This is a genomic window from Loktanella sp. D2R18 (assembly GCF_003318235.1).
Classification (GTDB): Bacteria; Pseudomonadota; Alphaproteobacteria; order Rhodobacterales; family Rhodobacteraceae; genus Yoonia.
In genome coordinates this window covers 86399-102781 of sequence record NZ_QOCG01000006.1, presented here as the reverse complement: position 1 = coordinate 102781, position 16383 = coordinate 86399, and the positions used below count along the sequence as shown (strand labels likewise).

The window sequence follows — 16383 nt, the reverse complement described above, 5'->3', positions numbered from 1 at the left end:
GCTAAATACCGTTGCCATCGAAAAATTCACAGATCGATTGCGACAACCCAAGCCCTTTCTACGAAGGCCCTTGCGCCTTGGGCGCTGTTGTCTATAACCCACGAAAATTTACCTTCCGAAGGGGCCCGCCATGCCAAAGCGTACTGACATCAAGTCGATCATGATCATCGGTGCAGGGCCCATTATTATCGGACAAGCCTGCGAATTCGACTATTCCGGCGCACAAGCCTGTAAAGCACTGCGCGAAGAAGGTTACCGGGTGATCTTGGTGAATTCTAACCCCGCGACGATCATGACCGATCCGGGACTGGCCGACGCGACATACATCGAACCGATCATACCTGATGTCGTCGCAAAAATTATCGAAAAAGAACGCCCCGACGCGTTACTGCCAACAATGGGTGGCCAGACCGGCTTGAACACGTCGCTGGCGCTTGCAGATATGGGCGTGCTGGAAAAATACGGCGTCGAAATGATCGGTGCGAAACGCGAAGCCATTGAGATGGCCGAAGACCGGAAATTGTTCCGCGAAGCGATGGACCGCCTAGGGATTGAAAACCCCAAAGCGACGATCATTACTGCACCAAAAATGGAAAACGACAAATTCGACATCAAAGCGGGCCTGCAATTGGCCATCGACGCAATCGAATATGTCGGCCTGCCCGCGATCATTCGCCCAGCATTCACGCTTGGCGGCACTGGTGGCGGCGTTGCGTATAACCGTGAAGAATACGAACACTATTGCCGCACGGGGATGGAAGCATCGCCTATGGCGCAAATCCTCGTCGACGAATCTCTGCTTGGCTGGAAAGAGTTCGAGATGGAAGTCGTGCGCGACAAGGCCGACAATGCGATCATCGTCTGTGCGATTGAAAACGTGGACCCAATGGGTGTGCACACAGGCGACAGTATCACCGTCGCCCCGGCACTGACCCTGACTGACAAAGAATATCAGGTGATGCGGACACATTCGATCAACGTGTTGCGCGAAATCGGCGTCGAAACCGGCGGATCGAACGTGCAATGGGCCGTAAACCCTGCGGATGGCCGGATGGTCGTGATCGAAATGAACCCACGTGTGTCGCGGTCTTCCGCGCTGGCGTCTAAGGCAACCGGGTTCCCAATCGCGAAAATCGCGGCGAAACTGGCCGTAGGTTACACATTGGACGAGCTCGACAATGACATCACAGGGGTCACACCCGCGTCATTTGAGCCAACAATCGACTATGTCGTCACCAAAATTCCACGCTTTGCCTTTGAGAAATTCGCAGGGTCTGAACCACATCTGACCACCGCAATGAAATCCGTCGGCGAAGCCATGGCAATTGGCCGGACCTTCCACGAGAGCATGCAAAAAGCGCTGGCATCGATGGAAACCGGGCTGACCGGCTTTGATGATATCGACATTCCGGGTGCGCCAGAAGCCGCCGCGATCACCAAAGCACTGGCCAAACAAACGCCTGACCGCATCCGCGTCATCGCCCAAGCGATGCGCCACGGGCTATCCGATGACGACATCCACGCAGTCACCAAATTTGACCCATGGTTCCTTGCACGCATCCGCGAAATCATCGTCGCCGAAGCCGCAGTCATCGCCGATGGTCTGCCGGTCACCGAAGAGGGTTTGCGCCGCGTGAAAATGCTCGGGTTTTCTGACGCACGTTTGGCAAAACTGACCGGACGCGACGAAGATCAAGTCCGGCGCGCACGCCAGAACCTCGGCGTGAATGCCGTGTTCAAACGGATCGATACCTGCGCGGCCGAATTCGAAGCACAAACGCCTTACATGTATTCTACCTATGAAAACCCAGTGATGGGCGAAGTGGAATGTGAAGCACGGCCTTCAGACCGCAAGAAAGTCGTCATTCTTGGCGGTGGTCCAAACCGGATCGGTCAGGGGATCGAATTCGATTATTGCTGTTGTCACGCGTGCTATGCCCTAACAGATCAGGGCTATGAAACTATCATGATCAACTGTAATCCCGAAACCGTGTCGACCGATTACGACACCTCGGATCGGTTATATTTTGAGCCACTGACATTCGAACACGTCATGGAAATCATGCGTGTCGAACAGGAAAACGGAACCCTGCACGGGGTCATCGTACAGTTTGGCGGGCAAACGCCGCTCAAGCTTGCCAATGCGCTCGAAGAAGCTGGTATTCCGATTCTTGGCACCACGCCGGATGCGATTGATTTGGCCGAAGACCGCGAACGTTTCCAAGACCTTGTAAACCGTTTGGGCCTGAAACAGCCTCATAACGGCATCGCATCAACAGACGCCGAGGCTTTTGAAATTGCTAAAGACATCGGCTTCCCGCTGGTCATCCGCCCCTCTTATGTTTTGGGTGGTCGTGCGATGGAAATCGTCCGTGATCAGGCGCAATTGGAACGCTATATCTCTGATGCCGTGGTCGTCTCAGGCGACAGCCCTGTATTGCTCGACAGCTATCTGTCTGGCGCGGTTGAGGTCGACGTGGACTGCCTGTCTGACGGAAAAAACACCCATGTCGCGGGCATCATGCAACACATCGAAGAAGCTGGCGTACACTCTGGCGATAGTGCCTGTTCGCTGCCGCCATATTCACTGTCTGACGCAATGATCGCAGAAATCCGCAAACAGACAGAGGCGCTGGCACTTGCACTGAACGTCGTCGGATTGATGAACATCCAATTCGCCGTCAAAGACGAAACCGTCTATCTGATCGAAGTAAACCCGCGGGCATCGCGCACCGTGCCATTTGTGGCAAAGGCCACCGATTCAGCCATCGCATCTATCGCCGCCCGTTTAATGGCTGGTGAGCCGCTAACAAACTTCCCTCTGCGCGCCGCCTACCCCAAAGCCGAAGATCCGATGGATGTACTGCCGCTTGGCGATGCCTTCACCTTGGCCGATCCGAACACACCATGGTTCAGCGTCAAAGAGGCGGTATTGCCCTTTGCGCGTTTTCCCGGCGTCGACACGATCCTTGGTCCAGAAATGCGGTCCACCGGCGAAGTCATGGGCTGGGCGCGTTCATTCCCGCGGGCATTCCTCAAGGCGCAGATGGGCGCAGGCACCGAATTGCCAACGACGGGCACCGTATTCTTGTCAATCAAAGACATGGATAAAACAGCCGAAATGATCGAAGCCGCGCAAATTTTGACAGAACTTGGCCTTTCTATCACGGCGACACGCGGCACGGCAGCATGGTTGGCAGATAACAATGTCCCATGTGAAAACGTGAACAAAGTCTACGAAGGTGGGCTCACAATCGTAGATCGGCTCAAAGATGGGCACATCGCTTTGGTGATGAACACGACCGAAGGCGCGCAAGCGGTTGAAGACAGCCGCGAAATCCGCGCCGTCGCGCTCTATGATAAAATCCCCTACTTCACGACAGCCGCCGCATCGCATGCAGCAACGCTTGCCATGCAAGCGCGCGCTGAAAGCGACGTGAAAGTACGTAGTTTGCAAGGGGCTTAAGCATCAAATTCTCCCCGGCGCCGCCGGGGACGGACCTAACAACAGCGGTCTGTCGCAAGGTCATAAGTCTACGACTGTGGACATCTGTCAGCGCCGCGCAATATGGTGCCCCAACGCAAAACGAGGGTTGTCATGCATAACGTCGCCATCACCGGAACCGGGCTGTTCACGCCATCCGAAATCATCACCAATGACGAATTGGTCGTGGCGTTTAACGCCTACGCTGATCTTTGGAATGCCGAAAACGCCGCCGCGATTGATGCAGGCTTAGTGCAAGCAAAACCCCATTCCTCGTCCGAATTCATCGTCGCTGCCTCCGGCATTGAAAACCGCTACGTACTTGATAAAGCAGGTGCGCTTGATCCAACCCGCATGTTCCCCCGGCTTGCCCAACGTGCAGATGATACCCCCGGATATATGGCCGAAATTGGCGTTGATGCCGCGCAAAAGGCAATCGAAGCCGCGGGCCGTAGCGCCGCCGATGTTGATCTGGTGATCTGTGCCGCGTCAAATATGGAACGCGCCTACCCCGCTGTGGGCGTCGAAATCCAGCAGCTTTTGGGCGCGGGCGGCTTTGCCTTTGATATGAATGTTGCCTGTTCCAGCGCGACCTTTGGTATCCAAACCGCCGCCGATATGATCCGTGCCGGGTCCATCCGCTCTGCCATCGTTGTGAACCCAGAAATCTGTAGTGCCCACCTCGAATGGCGCGACCGTGATTGCCATTTCATCTTTGGTGACGTGGCCACCGCAACCTATCTTGAACGCGACGAAGGGCTCGCGGGACCACATTTCAAAGTACTGTCGACCCGCTGCGCCACGCAATTCAGCAATAACATCCGCAATAACAACGGTTTCTTGCGCCGCAGCCATGACGCCATGGATGACCGCCGCGATATGCAGTTCATGCAAAACGGCCGGAAGGTATTCAAAGAGGTGTTGCCATTGGTCAGCCAACACATTGCCGATCACCTGACCGAAACGGGCGTCGAAGCCGGCGACTTGCGCCGTCTTTGGCTGCATCAGGCCAATAAGTCGATGAATGACTACATCGGGAAAAAAGTTTTGGGCCGCCCCCCCGAACCCGAAGAGCAACCCAACGTCTTACAAGACTATGCAAACACCTCTTCAGCGGGGTCGATCATCGCGTTCAACAAATACTCAGGCGATCTTGCTCCCGGCGACAAGGGATTGATTTGTTCGTTTGGCGCGGGCTATTCCGTTGGGTCAGTGATCGTTGAACGCAACTAATTCTTGATTGGAGCACCAATGCAAAAATTCTTCATCCTCGCGGCCTTCTTTACACTCGCGGCCTGTGGCGGCGTCCCAATTGTGCCGCTGATCTAACTACTCACGCGTTTATGCACATCTTCTTGGGTCTCGACCCGTTCAGAATACCGGTCGGTTAACATCGCAGAGCGCCCGCGCGTCATCAAGGTAAAGCGCGCGAGTTCCTCCATCACATCAACGATCCGGTTATACAGTGATGACGGCAGCATCCGCTCATCTTCGAACTGCTTCCATGCCATCGGCACCGAAGATTGATTTGGTATCGTTATCAAGCGCATCCAGCGGCCCAATATGCGCATTTGGTTCACCGTATTAAAGGACTGCGATCCGCCCGACACCTGCATCAAGGCCAAAGTCTTGCCTTGGGTCGGACGTATTCCCCCGATAGGCGAGAGCGGAATCCAATCAATAATCGTTTTCATAATCCCCGTCATCGCGCCGTGCCGTTCAGGGCTGGACCACACCATTCCCTCGGACCACATGACAAGTTCGCGCAACTCCACGACCTTGGGGTGGGTGGCCTCTGCGTCGTCGGGCAAGGGCAAACCCGACGGATCGAAAAACCGCGTTTCACACCCAAGTGCGCGCAGGACCCGTGCGCCTTCCTCTGCGCAAAGCCGCGAATAGCTAGTTTCGCGCAACGAACCATAAAGCAGCAGAATACGTGGCGCGTGACCCGGATCGTCCGCCGACACAAGCGCCGAGATATCTAGCGCCTGTAACGCATTTTTTGCCATATTTGGCATGTCTTTTTTATCCATGTCCGACCCTTCGTTTCACTTTATGACTGCGCGATTTTCGCCCAAACGTCGATGCTGCCGCTGTTATTCTCTCTCCACTAAATGGAGACATGAATGCTGTCACAGGAAAACTAGTTCATCTCGACATAAATACCGGGCCGCGTTCCAAAATTCTGCGCCATGTTTTGGCGTATATCCGCTTGTGTCTTGCCAAGCCATCGGCCCCGGCGGTAATGAAGTCGCATGGCAAAATTATACTTTAACTTTTCAACGATGAACGCGGGCAAATCGACCGTGCTTTTGCAGGCGTCCCACAACTATATTGAACGCGGCATGCAAACCTACCTCATGATCGCACAGTTGGACAATCGTGCAGGTGCTGGCCGTATCGGCAGCCGTATCGGTATCGGCGCGGATGCAGATACATTTGCCCCCTCCGAGGACCTCTTTTCAAAAATCAAAGCACGTCTTGACGCCGGGCCCTGCGCCTGTGTCTTTATTGACGAAGCGCAATTTCTAGAAGCCGATCAAGTTTGGCAATTGGCACGCGCGGTTGATGATCTGGGCGTCCCAATCATGACTTACGGGCTACGCGTGGATTTTTTGGGGAAACTGTTTCCCGGCTCTGCTGCTCTGTTAGCTTTGGCCGATGAAATGCGAGAAGTGCGCACAATTTGCCACTGCGGAAAAAAGGCGACTATGGTCGTGCGCAAAGACGCAGCCGGTAATGTCATGAAAGACGGCAATCAGATCGTGATCGGCGGGAACGACCGCTACGTTTCACTTTGTCGCGGCCATTGGCGTAAAGAAATGGGCGAAACGACATAAGCCTAGCTCGCCATTCTATTGTGCGTCGGCGGTGCAAAACGGAAACCCGAAAGCGCCCCAGATAGCCCAGTCGCACCCTGCGCCAACTGATGCCCCATTGCCGTCATTTCTTCGCACATCGCAGCATTGTGCTGCGTCGCACTGTCTAACGTTTGTACGGCGTCGTTTAGATCGTGCACCACACCTGCCTGGTTGTCGACCGACGTGGTAATGTCACCGATCATTTCACTGGCCCGCGAGACTTGTTCGACGATACCGGCGAGCGCTTCACCAGCCGCATTCACAAGCTCAGACCCGCTTTCAACCTCTTGTGAACTTTTGAAGATAAGCTGTTTAACCCCCTGAGCCGCCTCTGATGTCCTTTGCGCCAATGCCCGCACTTCGGAGGCTACGACTGCAAACCCCCGTCCAGTTTCACCCGCTCGAGCGGCTTCGACGCCGGCATTCAAGGCCAACAAATTCGTTTGAAACGAAATATCTTCGATCAAGCTAATAATATTAGAAATCTCTGACGACGATTGCTCAATGCGCATCATTGCATCAACTGCACTTTTGACGATTCCGCCGTTTTTGGCAGCGCTATCGCGCGCCTCTGACGCGGTGGTATTGGCTTGTTTTGCGCCATCAGCGGTGTCGCGCAACGTTTTTGTCAGTTGCTGCAGGCTTTCCGCGGTCTTAGAGAGCGTGCCAGATTGCACCTCTGTCCGTTGCGCCAAATCATCCGCAGCACCCGAAAGTTCACGCGCGCTCACGTTATATTCTTCGGACGTCTCTGTCGCCGTCTGAAGAACGTCCCGCAGGCTGTAGACCAATTCATTGAAGTGTTGCCGCAAATCTTCGAATTGCGCAGGCAGCTCTTCATCAAGTGTTTGCGACAGGTCTTGTTCTGACAATGTCTTAAGCCGCGCATTTAACAGTTGCACAACCGATGTAGCCGCGCGCCGTTCTTGGGTCGCGTTTTGTTCAGCCAGTTCGCTGGCACGTTGCGATTCTTGCATCGCATCGCGTTGCAGCAGTAATTCATTATCGACCGTATTGCGATGTAAGATGGACATCCCCAAGATAACCGTTTCCATGACGACAATGACGGCATGGATCATCGTGCGTGCAATATACCCTTCGCTCATTTCAGGATAAAGCAAAGTCGGCATCGTCAGGCTCATCCCAAGATGGTGTACAGCAATAAACGCCGCGGACCCGAGCAAAACTTTGATATCATACATAACGGCCGTCACGGCAAGCACCGCAAAATACATCATATGCGTATCAATTTGCCATGGGTGCCCCTTAAACGCGACCGTCAGCGCCATGTTGAGAAGAAGAAGCACCGCTGCGAGCATTCCCTTTGCAGCACCCGGCAAGAAATAGACCGTCGCGACAGCAGCCCCAGCGGCAGCAATCGAAAAAAACACCAAGCCCAATCGCTGCATTGCCGATCAATAGTGCGCTCACGGGTGGCAATGGCGTAAGAACAGCCAAGAACCACAGCGCAAGGCGCACACCGCTTTGGTCTTTTGGATGCTGCATCGAATCACTGTGCATTTGGGTCACCTATCTGTTGACAATCGCCGCCGAAATTCAGGCGTTCGCCAGTTTATGGCCCAACAGATTTTAAGATTAGGTGAACCGCACTAGTAAAAACTCTGTGGGTCAATATCGATCGTGAGGCGCAGGTTTGCAGACAACCGAAATTGCCCCGCCCATTGCGCAAGCGCTTGTTGCAGCGGTGCGGCCTTATCGGCCTTGACCAGAAGCCGCACCCGGTGCCGTCCACGCACACGTGCGATGGGCGCAGGTGCTGGACCAAAGACCTGCGCACCAATGCGGCGCAACGGTTCGTCACGTCGGGCCATTTCGGTCCCAAGATCAAAGACTTCTTGTACATTTGGACTGCTCAAGATGATCCCAGCCATGCGCCCATAAGGTGGCACCCCCGCCGCTTTTCGCTCGGCGGCTTCGGCGGCCCAAAATGCCTCTTCGTCGCCAGCTAAAATTGCGCGGATCACAGCATGTTCGGGCTGGTAGGTTTGCAACATCGCTTCGCCCGGTGTTTCTGCGCGCCCGGCCCGGCCAGCAACCTGCCGCATCAGTTGGAACGTGCGTTCCGCCGCGCGTAGATCGGAACCTTGCAGCCCCAAATCGGCATCGATCACCCCGACTAAGGTAAGCTTGGGAAAGTTATGCCCTTTGGCGACCAGTTGTGTGCCAATAATAATATCTGTGCCGCCTTCGGCGATCTCTTCGATATGGGCCTTCATCGCGCGCGCAGAGCCATAAAGATCCGACGACAACACCGCGATCCGGGCCTCAGGGAACAGCGCCGCTACCTCTTCCCCCATCCGCTCAACACCTGGGCCAACAGCGCTCAGTCGGTCTTCTGCCTCACAATGAGGGCAGACGGTCGGCATTGGTTTGGTTTCGCCACATTGGTGACACATCAGACGTTTCAAAAACCGGTGTTCAACCATCCGTGCATCGCAGTGGTCACAGGCAATTTGGTGCCCACAAGCGCGACAAATCGTGATCGGCGCATATCCACGCCGATTCAAAAACACGAGCGATTGCTCGCCTTTTTCCAAACGCGCCGCAATGGCCGTGCGTAATGACGGAGACACCCATTTCCCGCCGGGCAGGTCCTCGGCACGCATGTCGATTGCCGTCATTTTTGGCAAAACGGCCGCTCCAAAGCGCGACTTCAGTTCAAGCCGTTTGTATTTACCCGCCTCAACATTCGCCCAGCTTTCTAAGCTTGGGGTCGCAGATGCCAAGACCACCTGCGCGCCATTAATCGCGGCCCGCAGCACGGTCATATCACGTGCATTATACAGCACACCGTCTTCTTGCTTATAAGAGGTGTCATGTTCTTCATCGACCACGACCAGGCCTAGGTTTTGAAACGGTAAGAACAGCGCTGAACGCGCACCGACAACCATCTGCGCATCGCCTTGGCCAACCATGCGCCAACAGCGACGACGTTCGGTCATGGTCACGCCAGAATGCCATTCGGCAGGTTTCATCCCGAACCGCGCCTCGACCCGGTTGATAAATTCACCCGACAGCGCGATTTCGGGCAAGAGCACCAGCGCCTGTCGCCCCATACGCAAGCATTCGGCGACGGCCTCAAGATAGACTTCGGTTTTCCCCGACCCGGTCACGCCCTTCAGCAACGTGGTGCCGTATTTATCTGTCCGCAGGGCCGCGCGTAACATTTCTGCGCCGGCGGCCTGATCCGCGCTGAGCGCCTTGCCATCATAGTCAGGATCCAGCTTTGGATATGGCGTGCCGCGCGGGGCTTCCTCCTCGCGGATCGCCCCATGTTTGACCAATCCTTTGACCACGGACGTGCCAACCCCGGCCATCTCGGCCAGTTCTTTTAGCGTGAACGACAGCCCGCCATAGTCGCGCAGCACCGTCAGCACCTTTTCACGGGCATCGGTCATGCGATCAGGGACACCATCCGACAGACGATAAACCTTGCGCATCGACGGCGCGTCACCAAGGCCCGGCGCACGGGTGGCAAGGCGCAGCATCGCATGCAACGGGGTCAGCGTATAATCAGCGGCGCGGGTTAAAAACACGCGCATTTCGTCGCGCATCGGGGCCACATCCAAAACCCGGATCACCGGCCGAATTTTGCTGTGGTCATAATCGCCCTGCCCGGGTCCCCAAATCACGCCCAATACCTTGCGCGGGCCTAACGGGACCTCAACAAACGCGCCGAGATGACAACCGCCTTCGGGGGCTTTGTAATCCAACAAGCGGTCAAGCGGTTGCGCCGTCAAAACCCCAACCAAATCGCCTTCGTGGAAATAGCTATCTGTCATAACAACCTTTTGCGGGTTCACGGCTTGCCTGTCATCAGGTAAACGCTGTCACAACAAACACCAACCCATAGGCGGAGTGAACCCATGAAGTTTTTTGTAGATACAGCCGAGATCGACCAGATCAAAGAATTGAATGACCTAGGCATGGTCGATGGGGTCACAACGAACCCCTCGTTGATCGCCAAATCGGGCCGCGATATCCTCGAAGTCACCAAAGAAATCTGTGATTTGGTTGATGGCCCGGTATCTGCTGAGGTCGTCGCACTCGACGCCGAAGGCATGATCGCCGAAGGCCGCAAGCTCGCGAAAATCGCGGATAACATCGCCGTGAAAGTGCCACTGACATGGGCGGGCCTTAAGGCGTGTAAAACACTTTCCGACGAAGGCACCATGGTCAATGTGACCCTGTGTTTCTCAGCGAACCAAGCACTTTTGGCCGCCAAAGCTGGCGCCACATTCATCAGCCCGTTCATTGGCCGTTTGGATGACATCAACATCGACGGTCTCGAACTGATCGAAGACATCCGCACAATCTATGACAACTACGGTTTCGACACACAGATTTTGGCCGCGTCGATCCGCAACGCCAACCACATGTCAGATTGCGCCAAAATCGGCGCCGACGTCGCAACCGCACCGCCAGCCGTGATCAAAGGCATGGCCAACCACGTGCTGACCGACAAAGGTTTGGCTGGCTTCATGGCCGACATCGAAAAAGCAGGCATTAAAATCCTGTAAGAAGAACATTGCCGCCAAGTCGCACTGATTTGCGCTTGGCGGCGGCGCGTCCATTCAATTAGGCTGGGCCGTGAACACCACCTCAAAATAGTGCGACTGCTACTTTAGTCAGCCTTTTACTGGGAAACATTCGAATTTGAAGGGTTATCGAATTGTTTAGGTCACAACTGACGTGGGTCTCCGCTTTCGGCGGGCTGTTATTCGTCCCAAACTCTGCATTGGCGTTCAATTTTGGTTTTGTCCGCGCGCCAGATTACCTTGACCAATATTTCATTGTGCTATTGCTGGCAGCGGTGCCAGCATGGATCGCCGTTACGATCACTAAGCCCCGCAATGTACCATTCAATGAGCTATACCGCACTAAGATGGATCGCTTGCCGCACGCCTATTTTCGCATTCTTCAGTTGATCGTAGGCGCCATATTTATCTTGCTCTTTGTCGGAATGGGTCTTGCCCGCATGCACGAAGCTAACGGCGGTGCACTCTAGATCCACCCCTAGCAATGCCGCTCTCACGCTGTTTTAAATGCGCCATGGTGTTAGTATTGGCCAATCGCTGACGGGAAGGCTGCCACGATTTCTGCAAGCGCGGAAACCGCGATGAAGGATGCGTCGCGCAGTGATGGAACCAGCCCGATCGGGCCGCGCAGCCGTGACAGGGCACCTTCAGACACACCCATTTGGCGCAGGGTCTCGCATCTGAGCGCATGGGTTCTTTGGCTGCCTAAACTACCAATAAAATGCGCATCGGTGGCAAGCGCAGACTGCAAAAGCCCCGGTTCCCAATCGTGATCGTGAAACAGCGTTAAAAACGCTGAATGCGCATCCAATTGATCCAAGATACCGGCCTGATCATGCGTCGTCAGATGCACTGGCGGGTGCTTGGCAAGATGACCAATCGCGTCAAGGTCGAAGCGATCGGGCGAAGCAAGGCCAATGTGAAACCCGGTTGCGTGCCCCGCTTGCGCGAGGGTGCGAAAAATTGCACCCCGCCCTGCAAGATAAAGCTGAACAGGCGGGGTGTAAGTGAACCGACGGGTGACAAGATCTCCTTGCACATCTGCCGTGAATACAAGCGTCACAGCACGGCGCGCGTCAAAACCTTGCTTTGCTGCCAAAAGCGCATCGATGTTGGGGTTCGGGTCAATAAGTACGTCCAGCGCACCACCACATGGCAGCTTAAGATCGGCAAAACGCGATCCATCGCCGTAGCGGATCAGGGTTTTATCCCCCGATTGCAAGGCGGCTACCCCATGCAGTTGAATATCGCGGTCAATACAACCATTCGACAAATACCCGGTCATCGCGCCGCTTTCAGCGACCAAGGCTAAGGAACCGACCTCGCGAGCGGCCCCTCCTTTGATGGCTAGCGAAGTGATCAAGGCGAACCTTTGCCCGTCCTTGATCAGCTCTGCGGCTTTGTTGATGATGTCAGCCGCGTGTTCGGCGTAGGTTAACACCTCAGACAGAGACGTCTTCATTCACAACATCCGCGAAGGATTTAAAGAACTTCGCCGCTAGTTTTTTCGCCGTGCTTTGGATCAAACGGCTGCCCAATTGGGCCAACTTGCCGCCGATATCGGCCTTGGCCTCGTAGCGCAGGGTCGTTGTCTCAGCATCAGTCGCGATCAGCGTGACGTCTGCACCGCCTTTGGCGTGTCCGGCCGTGCCACCATTTCCTTGGCCCGTCAATGAAAACGCATCAGGTGCCCCGCCGGTATCCAATTGCACATTACCGCTAAAGCGAGCTTTGACGGGTCCGACCTTCAGCACAACTTTTGCTTCCAATTCCGTGTCTGAATGTTTGATCAGCTCTTCGCAGCCCGGAATGCACTGTTTAAGAATTTCAGGATCATTAAGTGCCGCATACACCCGTTCTTGTGATGCGTTGATGACGATTTCGTCCGAGAGTTCCATGCATGGGTCCTTTTCTTAGCAACAGGGAAATTTGATGGTCGCAAGCGTCTCGATCTGCTCTGGCGTCGGGGCGAGTTTGCGACGCAGACGTGCGATTGTGCGTTTAAGTTTCTTCATACTGTGGCCTCCTTGAATGTTCTGTGCAACGCCGCATAGGCGGCTGACGTATCGACATCGGCGTAAAAACCGGGGTTTGGCAGCGCGTGAAACTGAACCTGTTCAGGATATGCACGGGTGAATTTCTTGCAGCCCGGGGCGCGCGGGTCTTCAAGCAAGCGCGCGCGCAGGCTCGTAGGAATAAGTATCGGGTTGCCGCGTTGCCCTTGCCATTGCGGGATAGAAATTTTGTCCCCACTCGCCGTGTCATGTGCATCGATCAGTTCCCCAAGGTCCTTAGGTTGCAATCGCGGTTGGTCGCCTAAGCCGATTAACAACCTTCGCGCGGCAGGCGCATGCTGCAATCCGCACGCAACAGAGCGCGCCTGTCCTTGTTCGAAATCTGGATTGAAACAAATAATGGCAGGGCTGTCGCGCAAGGCATCTTCGATTTGGTCCGCCTCGTGCCCGGTGACCACCAGTACGGGTCGCCCGGTGGCACCGGAGTAAATTTCAACCATATGTCGGATCATAGGCACCCCGGCGATGGGTAACAGCAATTTATTGCGTGCACCCATCCGAGCGGACAGGCCTGCAGCCAATAGGATTGTGCCAATCTCATTCATGATCGGGCACCACGGCTACGCGGCGCACCTGCACAAGCTCCGCCAAGATAGACAGCGCGATCTCTTCGGGGGTGACCGCATCTATATTCAGGCCTGCGGGTGCTTTGACACGCGCGACGAGATCAGCGTCCAGACCGGCAGCCATCAATTTTTCGGAAAGTGACGCAAATTTGCGGGCGCTTCCGACAAAGGCAACATAGGTAAATGGCCGCGCCAGCACGGTCTTCAACGCATCTAAATCGCCCTGCCCTTGGGTCGCGACGACAACGCATTGCGCCTGTGGTACAGCGTCGCCGGTTGCCTCATTTTCGACAGCCCAATGAAACCGAGGCGCGAGTTCAGCAAGCGCCTGTGCCACCGGGGAGGCCCCCAACACAAGAAGCTGCGGCGTGGGCAGGCAAGGTTCTATGAATATATCGACGGTCCCACGGGAAGGGCATCCGTTGCGGGCAAACCGCGTGCCGTCGACCTCTTCACCCGGTGTGACCCCCATCTGCTCCAACATATCTTCCGGGGTGACGGATACCAATTGTGGTCTCCCCTCTTCTAAGGCGCGCAAGGTCGCTTGTTTCACCGCGCCGCGCGTGCAGCCCCCACCAAGCCAGCCGCGCAAGATCGCCCCATCCGCGCCGAGCAAGGCTTTGGCCCCCGGTTTCGCCGCAGTGGACCCCGCCGTGCGTACGATGGTGGCAAAGGCAAAGGGTTCATCTTTGGCGCGCAAGGCTTGTGCCGCTTCGGCCAAATCAAACGAGAGAACTTCTGCAGGGGTCATAACGCACCTAATTCACGGTCAAGGGCAGCCAAATCATCCAAGGTGTTGGCCGCGTTAAACAGATCTAGATGTGGCACGGCAGCTGCCATGCCGGTCGCCACGGGCGCGTAATCTTTCCAGCCTTTCAACGGGTTGAGCCAGATGATTTTGCAGCCACGCTTCTTTAGCCTCTTCAGTGCCGCACTGATAATCTCGGGCGGCTCCGTATCATATCCATCCGATAAGATCATCACCACAGAGCGCCCATCCACAAAACGTTTCGCATAGGTCTGCGCAAATAAATCAAGCGACGGGCCGATCTTTGATCCTCCGCCAAACCCATCCGCCATCAAGGACATCCGCCCTATCGCACGCATCGCATCTTTGTCGCGCAGTGCTTCGGTGATCCGCACAAGCCGAGTGTGAAACAGATAGGCATCTGCGGTAGTATCGGCGCGCATCAACCCTGATAGAAATGCCAAGAAAACCTGCGCATAGATAGTCATCGACCCCGAGACATCGCAAAGCGCCGCGATTTTACGTGGCCGGTCAGGGCGGCGCTTATGGAGCAAGTGCAACGGCTCTCCGCCCGTTGCAAGACTGCGGCGGATGGTCTTACGAAAATGCAGCCTGTCGCCTTTGCGCGCGGCAATCCGGCGCCGTGACCGACGGTCGCGCAACGCAGCGCCAAGCCGACGCGCGACAGCTTCGGCCTCGGCGATATCTTCGGGGCGCACAAGATCACGCAGGTCTTTGCGCGATAGGTTACGCAACTCGGTCGCGATTAGCTTTCCGGTCCCGTCGCTTTCAGCGTCACCATCGCCATCGTCAGGCGCATTAGCGCTGCCTGCGGCACCAGCATCTTCGCCCTTGGCATCCCGGGATGAATGCACATCGTCGCTGATGGGGTTGGATTTGCTTGGGACGATCTTTTGTTTGACCCGCCCTGCATCCATCCAAAAACTATCGAACAAGGCATCAAATTGTTCGGCCTCATCCTTGCAACCCGTACAGACAGCCCGCAGGGCGCGCCGGGCCTCTTCTGAGGCGCTGGCGTTGACGAGGCGAAGTGCGCTCAGCGCCATTTCCGTCTCGGCCACACCAAGCCGCAAGCCGTTGTCGCGCAAATGCCCGATAAACCCGGCCACCCGCGCACGCGGTCCCGGATCACGCCCTGCGAATTTGGTGACCCGGCTCATGCGGCTTTACCTGCGATACGCCCGGCGACTTCGGGTGTGATCTGCGCTTGATCGCTTTGCGTCTTAAGCAAGGTTGTCAACGTCGCCTGCAACGCAGCCGGGTCGCTGGTTAAATCCGCAATCCCCAGCCCCATCAAAGCCGCAGCGAAATCCAGCATTTCAGCCACGCCAGGGGTTTTTTCCAGTTCTTCTTCACGCAGCTTTTGCACAAATCCGATCACTTGCGCGCCGAGCTGCGCATCGATCTGCGGACAGCGTGCCTTCAGGATCGCTACTTCGGTTTCGCGGTCAGGATATTCCACGTAGGTATAAAGACAACGCCGCCGCAACGCATCAGACAGGTCGCGGGTACCGTTTGATGTCAGGATCACGATGGGCCGCGTCGTGGCCGTGATCGTGCCAAGTTCAGGAATGGAGACCTGAAACTCTGACAGGATTTCCAATAAATAGGCTTCGAATTCTTCATCAGCACGGTCGATTTCATCAATCAGCAAAACCGGTGGCACCTCTTGGCTGATCGCGGCCAGCAACGGGCGTTCGAGCAAAAATTCGCGCGAAAAGATACGATCTTCGACCGTTTTGCCGGTTTCACCCGCCTCTGCTGCAGCACGGATGCTAAGTAATTGGCGCTGGTAATTCCATTCATAGATAGCTTGGGACGCATCCAGACCTTCATAGCATTGCAGACGGATCAGCTGCGTGTCTTTTACCGCTGACAAGGTGCGTGCAATTTCAGTTTTGCCGACGCCAGCAGCGCCTTCCAACAGCAAAGGCCGCCCCAGTGACAAGGCCAGTTGCAAAGCAACGCTCAGGTCGTCAGATGCGACGTATCCTTCGCGCCCCAGCGCGGTTTGTAGGTCAGTCCAAGTCATCAAAATTCTCCGCGTTGGGCGGGGCGTGCGCCCCACC

The 16383-nt window shown here is 55.7% G+C and carries 14 protein-coding genes; 5 read left to right on the top strand and 9 right to left on the bottom strand.

Annotated features, from left to right (window positions below; translation table 11 throughout):
* The first annotated feature begins 130 nt into the window (after window positions 1-130).
* Complete coding sequence (carB, locus tag DS901_RS03145; RefSeq protein WP_113775478.1) at window positions 131-3466, top strand: carbamoyl-phosphate synthase large subunit; 3336 nt, start codon at window positions 131-133, stop codon at window positions 3464-3466.
* Between the two features lie 132 nt (window positions 3467-3598).
* Window positions 3599-4717 (top strand): beta-ketoacyl-ACP synthase III, encoded by a 1119-nt coding sequence (locus DS901_RS03140; protein WP_113775477.1) that lies wholly within the window; start codon window positions 3599-3601, stop codon window positions 4715-4717.
* A gap of 92 nt (window positions 4718-4809) precedes the next feature.
* Here DS901_RS03140 and arsH read toward each other — a convergent pair whose 3' ends face one another.
* Window positions 4810-5517 carry an arsenical resistance protein ArsH gene (gene arsH / locus DS901_RS03135; protein WP_113775476.1) on the bottom strand — a complete coding sequence of 236 codons (708 nt, stop codon included), beginning with the start codon at window positions 5515-5517 and terminating at the stop codon, window positions 4810-4812.
* Window positions 5518-5739: 222 nt separating this feature from the next.
* On the opposite strand from arsH, the gene DS901_RS03130 reads away from it, so the two are divergent.
* Window positions 5740-6324 carry a thymidine kinase gene (locus tag DS901_RS03130; protein WP_113775475.1) on the top strand — a complete coding sequence of 195 codons (585 nt, stop codon included), beginning with the start codon at window positions 5740-5742 and terminating at the stop codon, window positions 6322-6324.
* 2 nt (window positions 6325-6326) lie between these two features.
* On the opposite strand, the gene DS901_RS03125 is transcribed toward DS901_RS03130, so the two are convergent.
* Both DS901_RS03125 and DS901_RS03120 read right to left on the bottom strand, forming a co-directional pair.
* Window positions 6327-7754 carry a methyl-accepting chemotaxis protein gene (locus tag DS901_RS03125; protein ID WP_113775474.1) on the bottom strand — a complete coding sequence of 476 codons (1428 nt, stop codon included), beginning with the start codon at window positions 7752-7754 and terminating at the stop codon, window positions 6327-6329.
* A gap of 201 nt (window positions 7755-7955) precedes the next feature.
* The gene (locus DS901_RS03120) at window positions 7956-10148 is read right to left on the bottom strand and encodes a primosomal protein N' (protein ID WP_113775787.1); all 2193 of its coding nucleotides are present in this window, start codon (window positions 10146-10148) and stop codon (window positions 7956-7958) included.
* Window positions 10149-10232: 84 nt separating this feature from the next.
* Here DS901_RS03120 and fsa point away from each other — a divergent pair, with 84 nt between their 5' ends.
* Window positions 10233-10886 carry a fructose-6-phosphate aldolase gene (gene fsa, locus DS901_RS03115; protein WP_113775473.1) on the top strand — a complete coding sequence of 218 codons (654 nt, stop codon included), beginning with the start codon at window positions 10233-10235 and terminating at the stop codon, window positions 10884-10886.
* A 152-nt stretch (window positions 10887-11038) separates the two neighbouring features.
* Window positions 11039-11374, top strand: coding sequence for a hypothetical protein (locus DS901_RS03110; RefSeq protein WP_113775472.1), 336 nt, complete (start codon window positions 11039-11041; stop codon window positions 11372-11374).
* A 50-nt stretch (window positions 11375-11424) separates the two neighbouring features.
* Here DS901_RS03110 and DS901_RS03105 read toward each other — a convergent pair whose 3' ends face one another.
* The 6 genes from DS901_RS03105 to DS901_RS03080 form a co-directional block, all read right to left on the bottom strand.
* Window positions 11425-12366 (bottom strand): XdhC family protein, encoded by a 942-nt coding sequence (locus DS901_RS03105; RefSeq protein ID WP_258546638.1) that lies wholly within the window; start codon window positions 12364-12366, stop codon window positions 11425-11427.
* Complete coding sequence (locus DS901_RS03100) at window positions 12347-12802, bottom strand: CoxG family protein (RefSeq protein WP_113775471.1); 456 nt, start codon at window positions 12800-12802, stop codon at window positions 12347-12349. Before DS901_RS03100 ends, DS901_RS03105 begins: the two co-directional genes overlap by 20 nt.
* Window positions 12803-12915: 113 nt before the next feature.
* Complete coding sequence (locus tag DS901_RS03095) at window positions 12916-13524, bottom strand: nucleotidyltransferase family protein (RefSeq protein WP_113775470.1); 609 nt, start codon at window positions 13522-13524, stop codon at window positions 12916-12918.
* Entirely contained in the window at window positions 13517-14296 is a 780-nt protein-coding gene (locus DS901_RS03090; RefSeq protein WP_113775469.1) for an XdhC family protein, read from the bottom strand. Before DS901_RS03090 ends, DS901_RS03095 begins: the two co-directional genes overlap by 8 nt.
* Complete coding sequence (locus DS901_RS03085) at window positions 14293-15474, bottom strand: vWA domain-containing protein (RefSeq protein ID WP_113775468.1); 1182 nt, start codon at window positions 15472-15474, stop codon at window positions 14293-14295. Before DS901_RS03085 ends, DS901_RS03090 begins: the two co-directional genes overlap by 4 nt.
* The gene (locus DS901_RS03080) at window positions 15471-16346 is read right to left on the bottom strand and encodes an AAA family ATPase (protein ID WP_113775467.1); all 876 of its coding nucleotides are present in this window, start codon (window positions 16344-16346) and stop codon (window positions 15471-15473) included. Before DS901_RS03080 ends, DS901_RS03085 begins: the two co-directional genes overlap by 4 nt.
* Window positions 16347-16383: the final 37 nt, after the last annotated feature.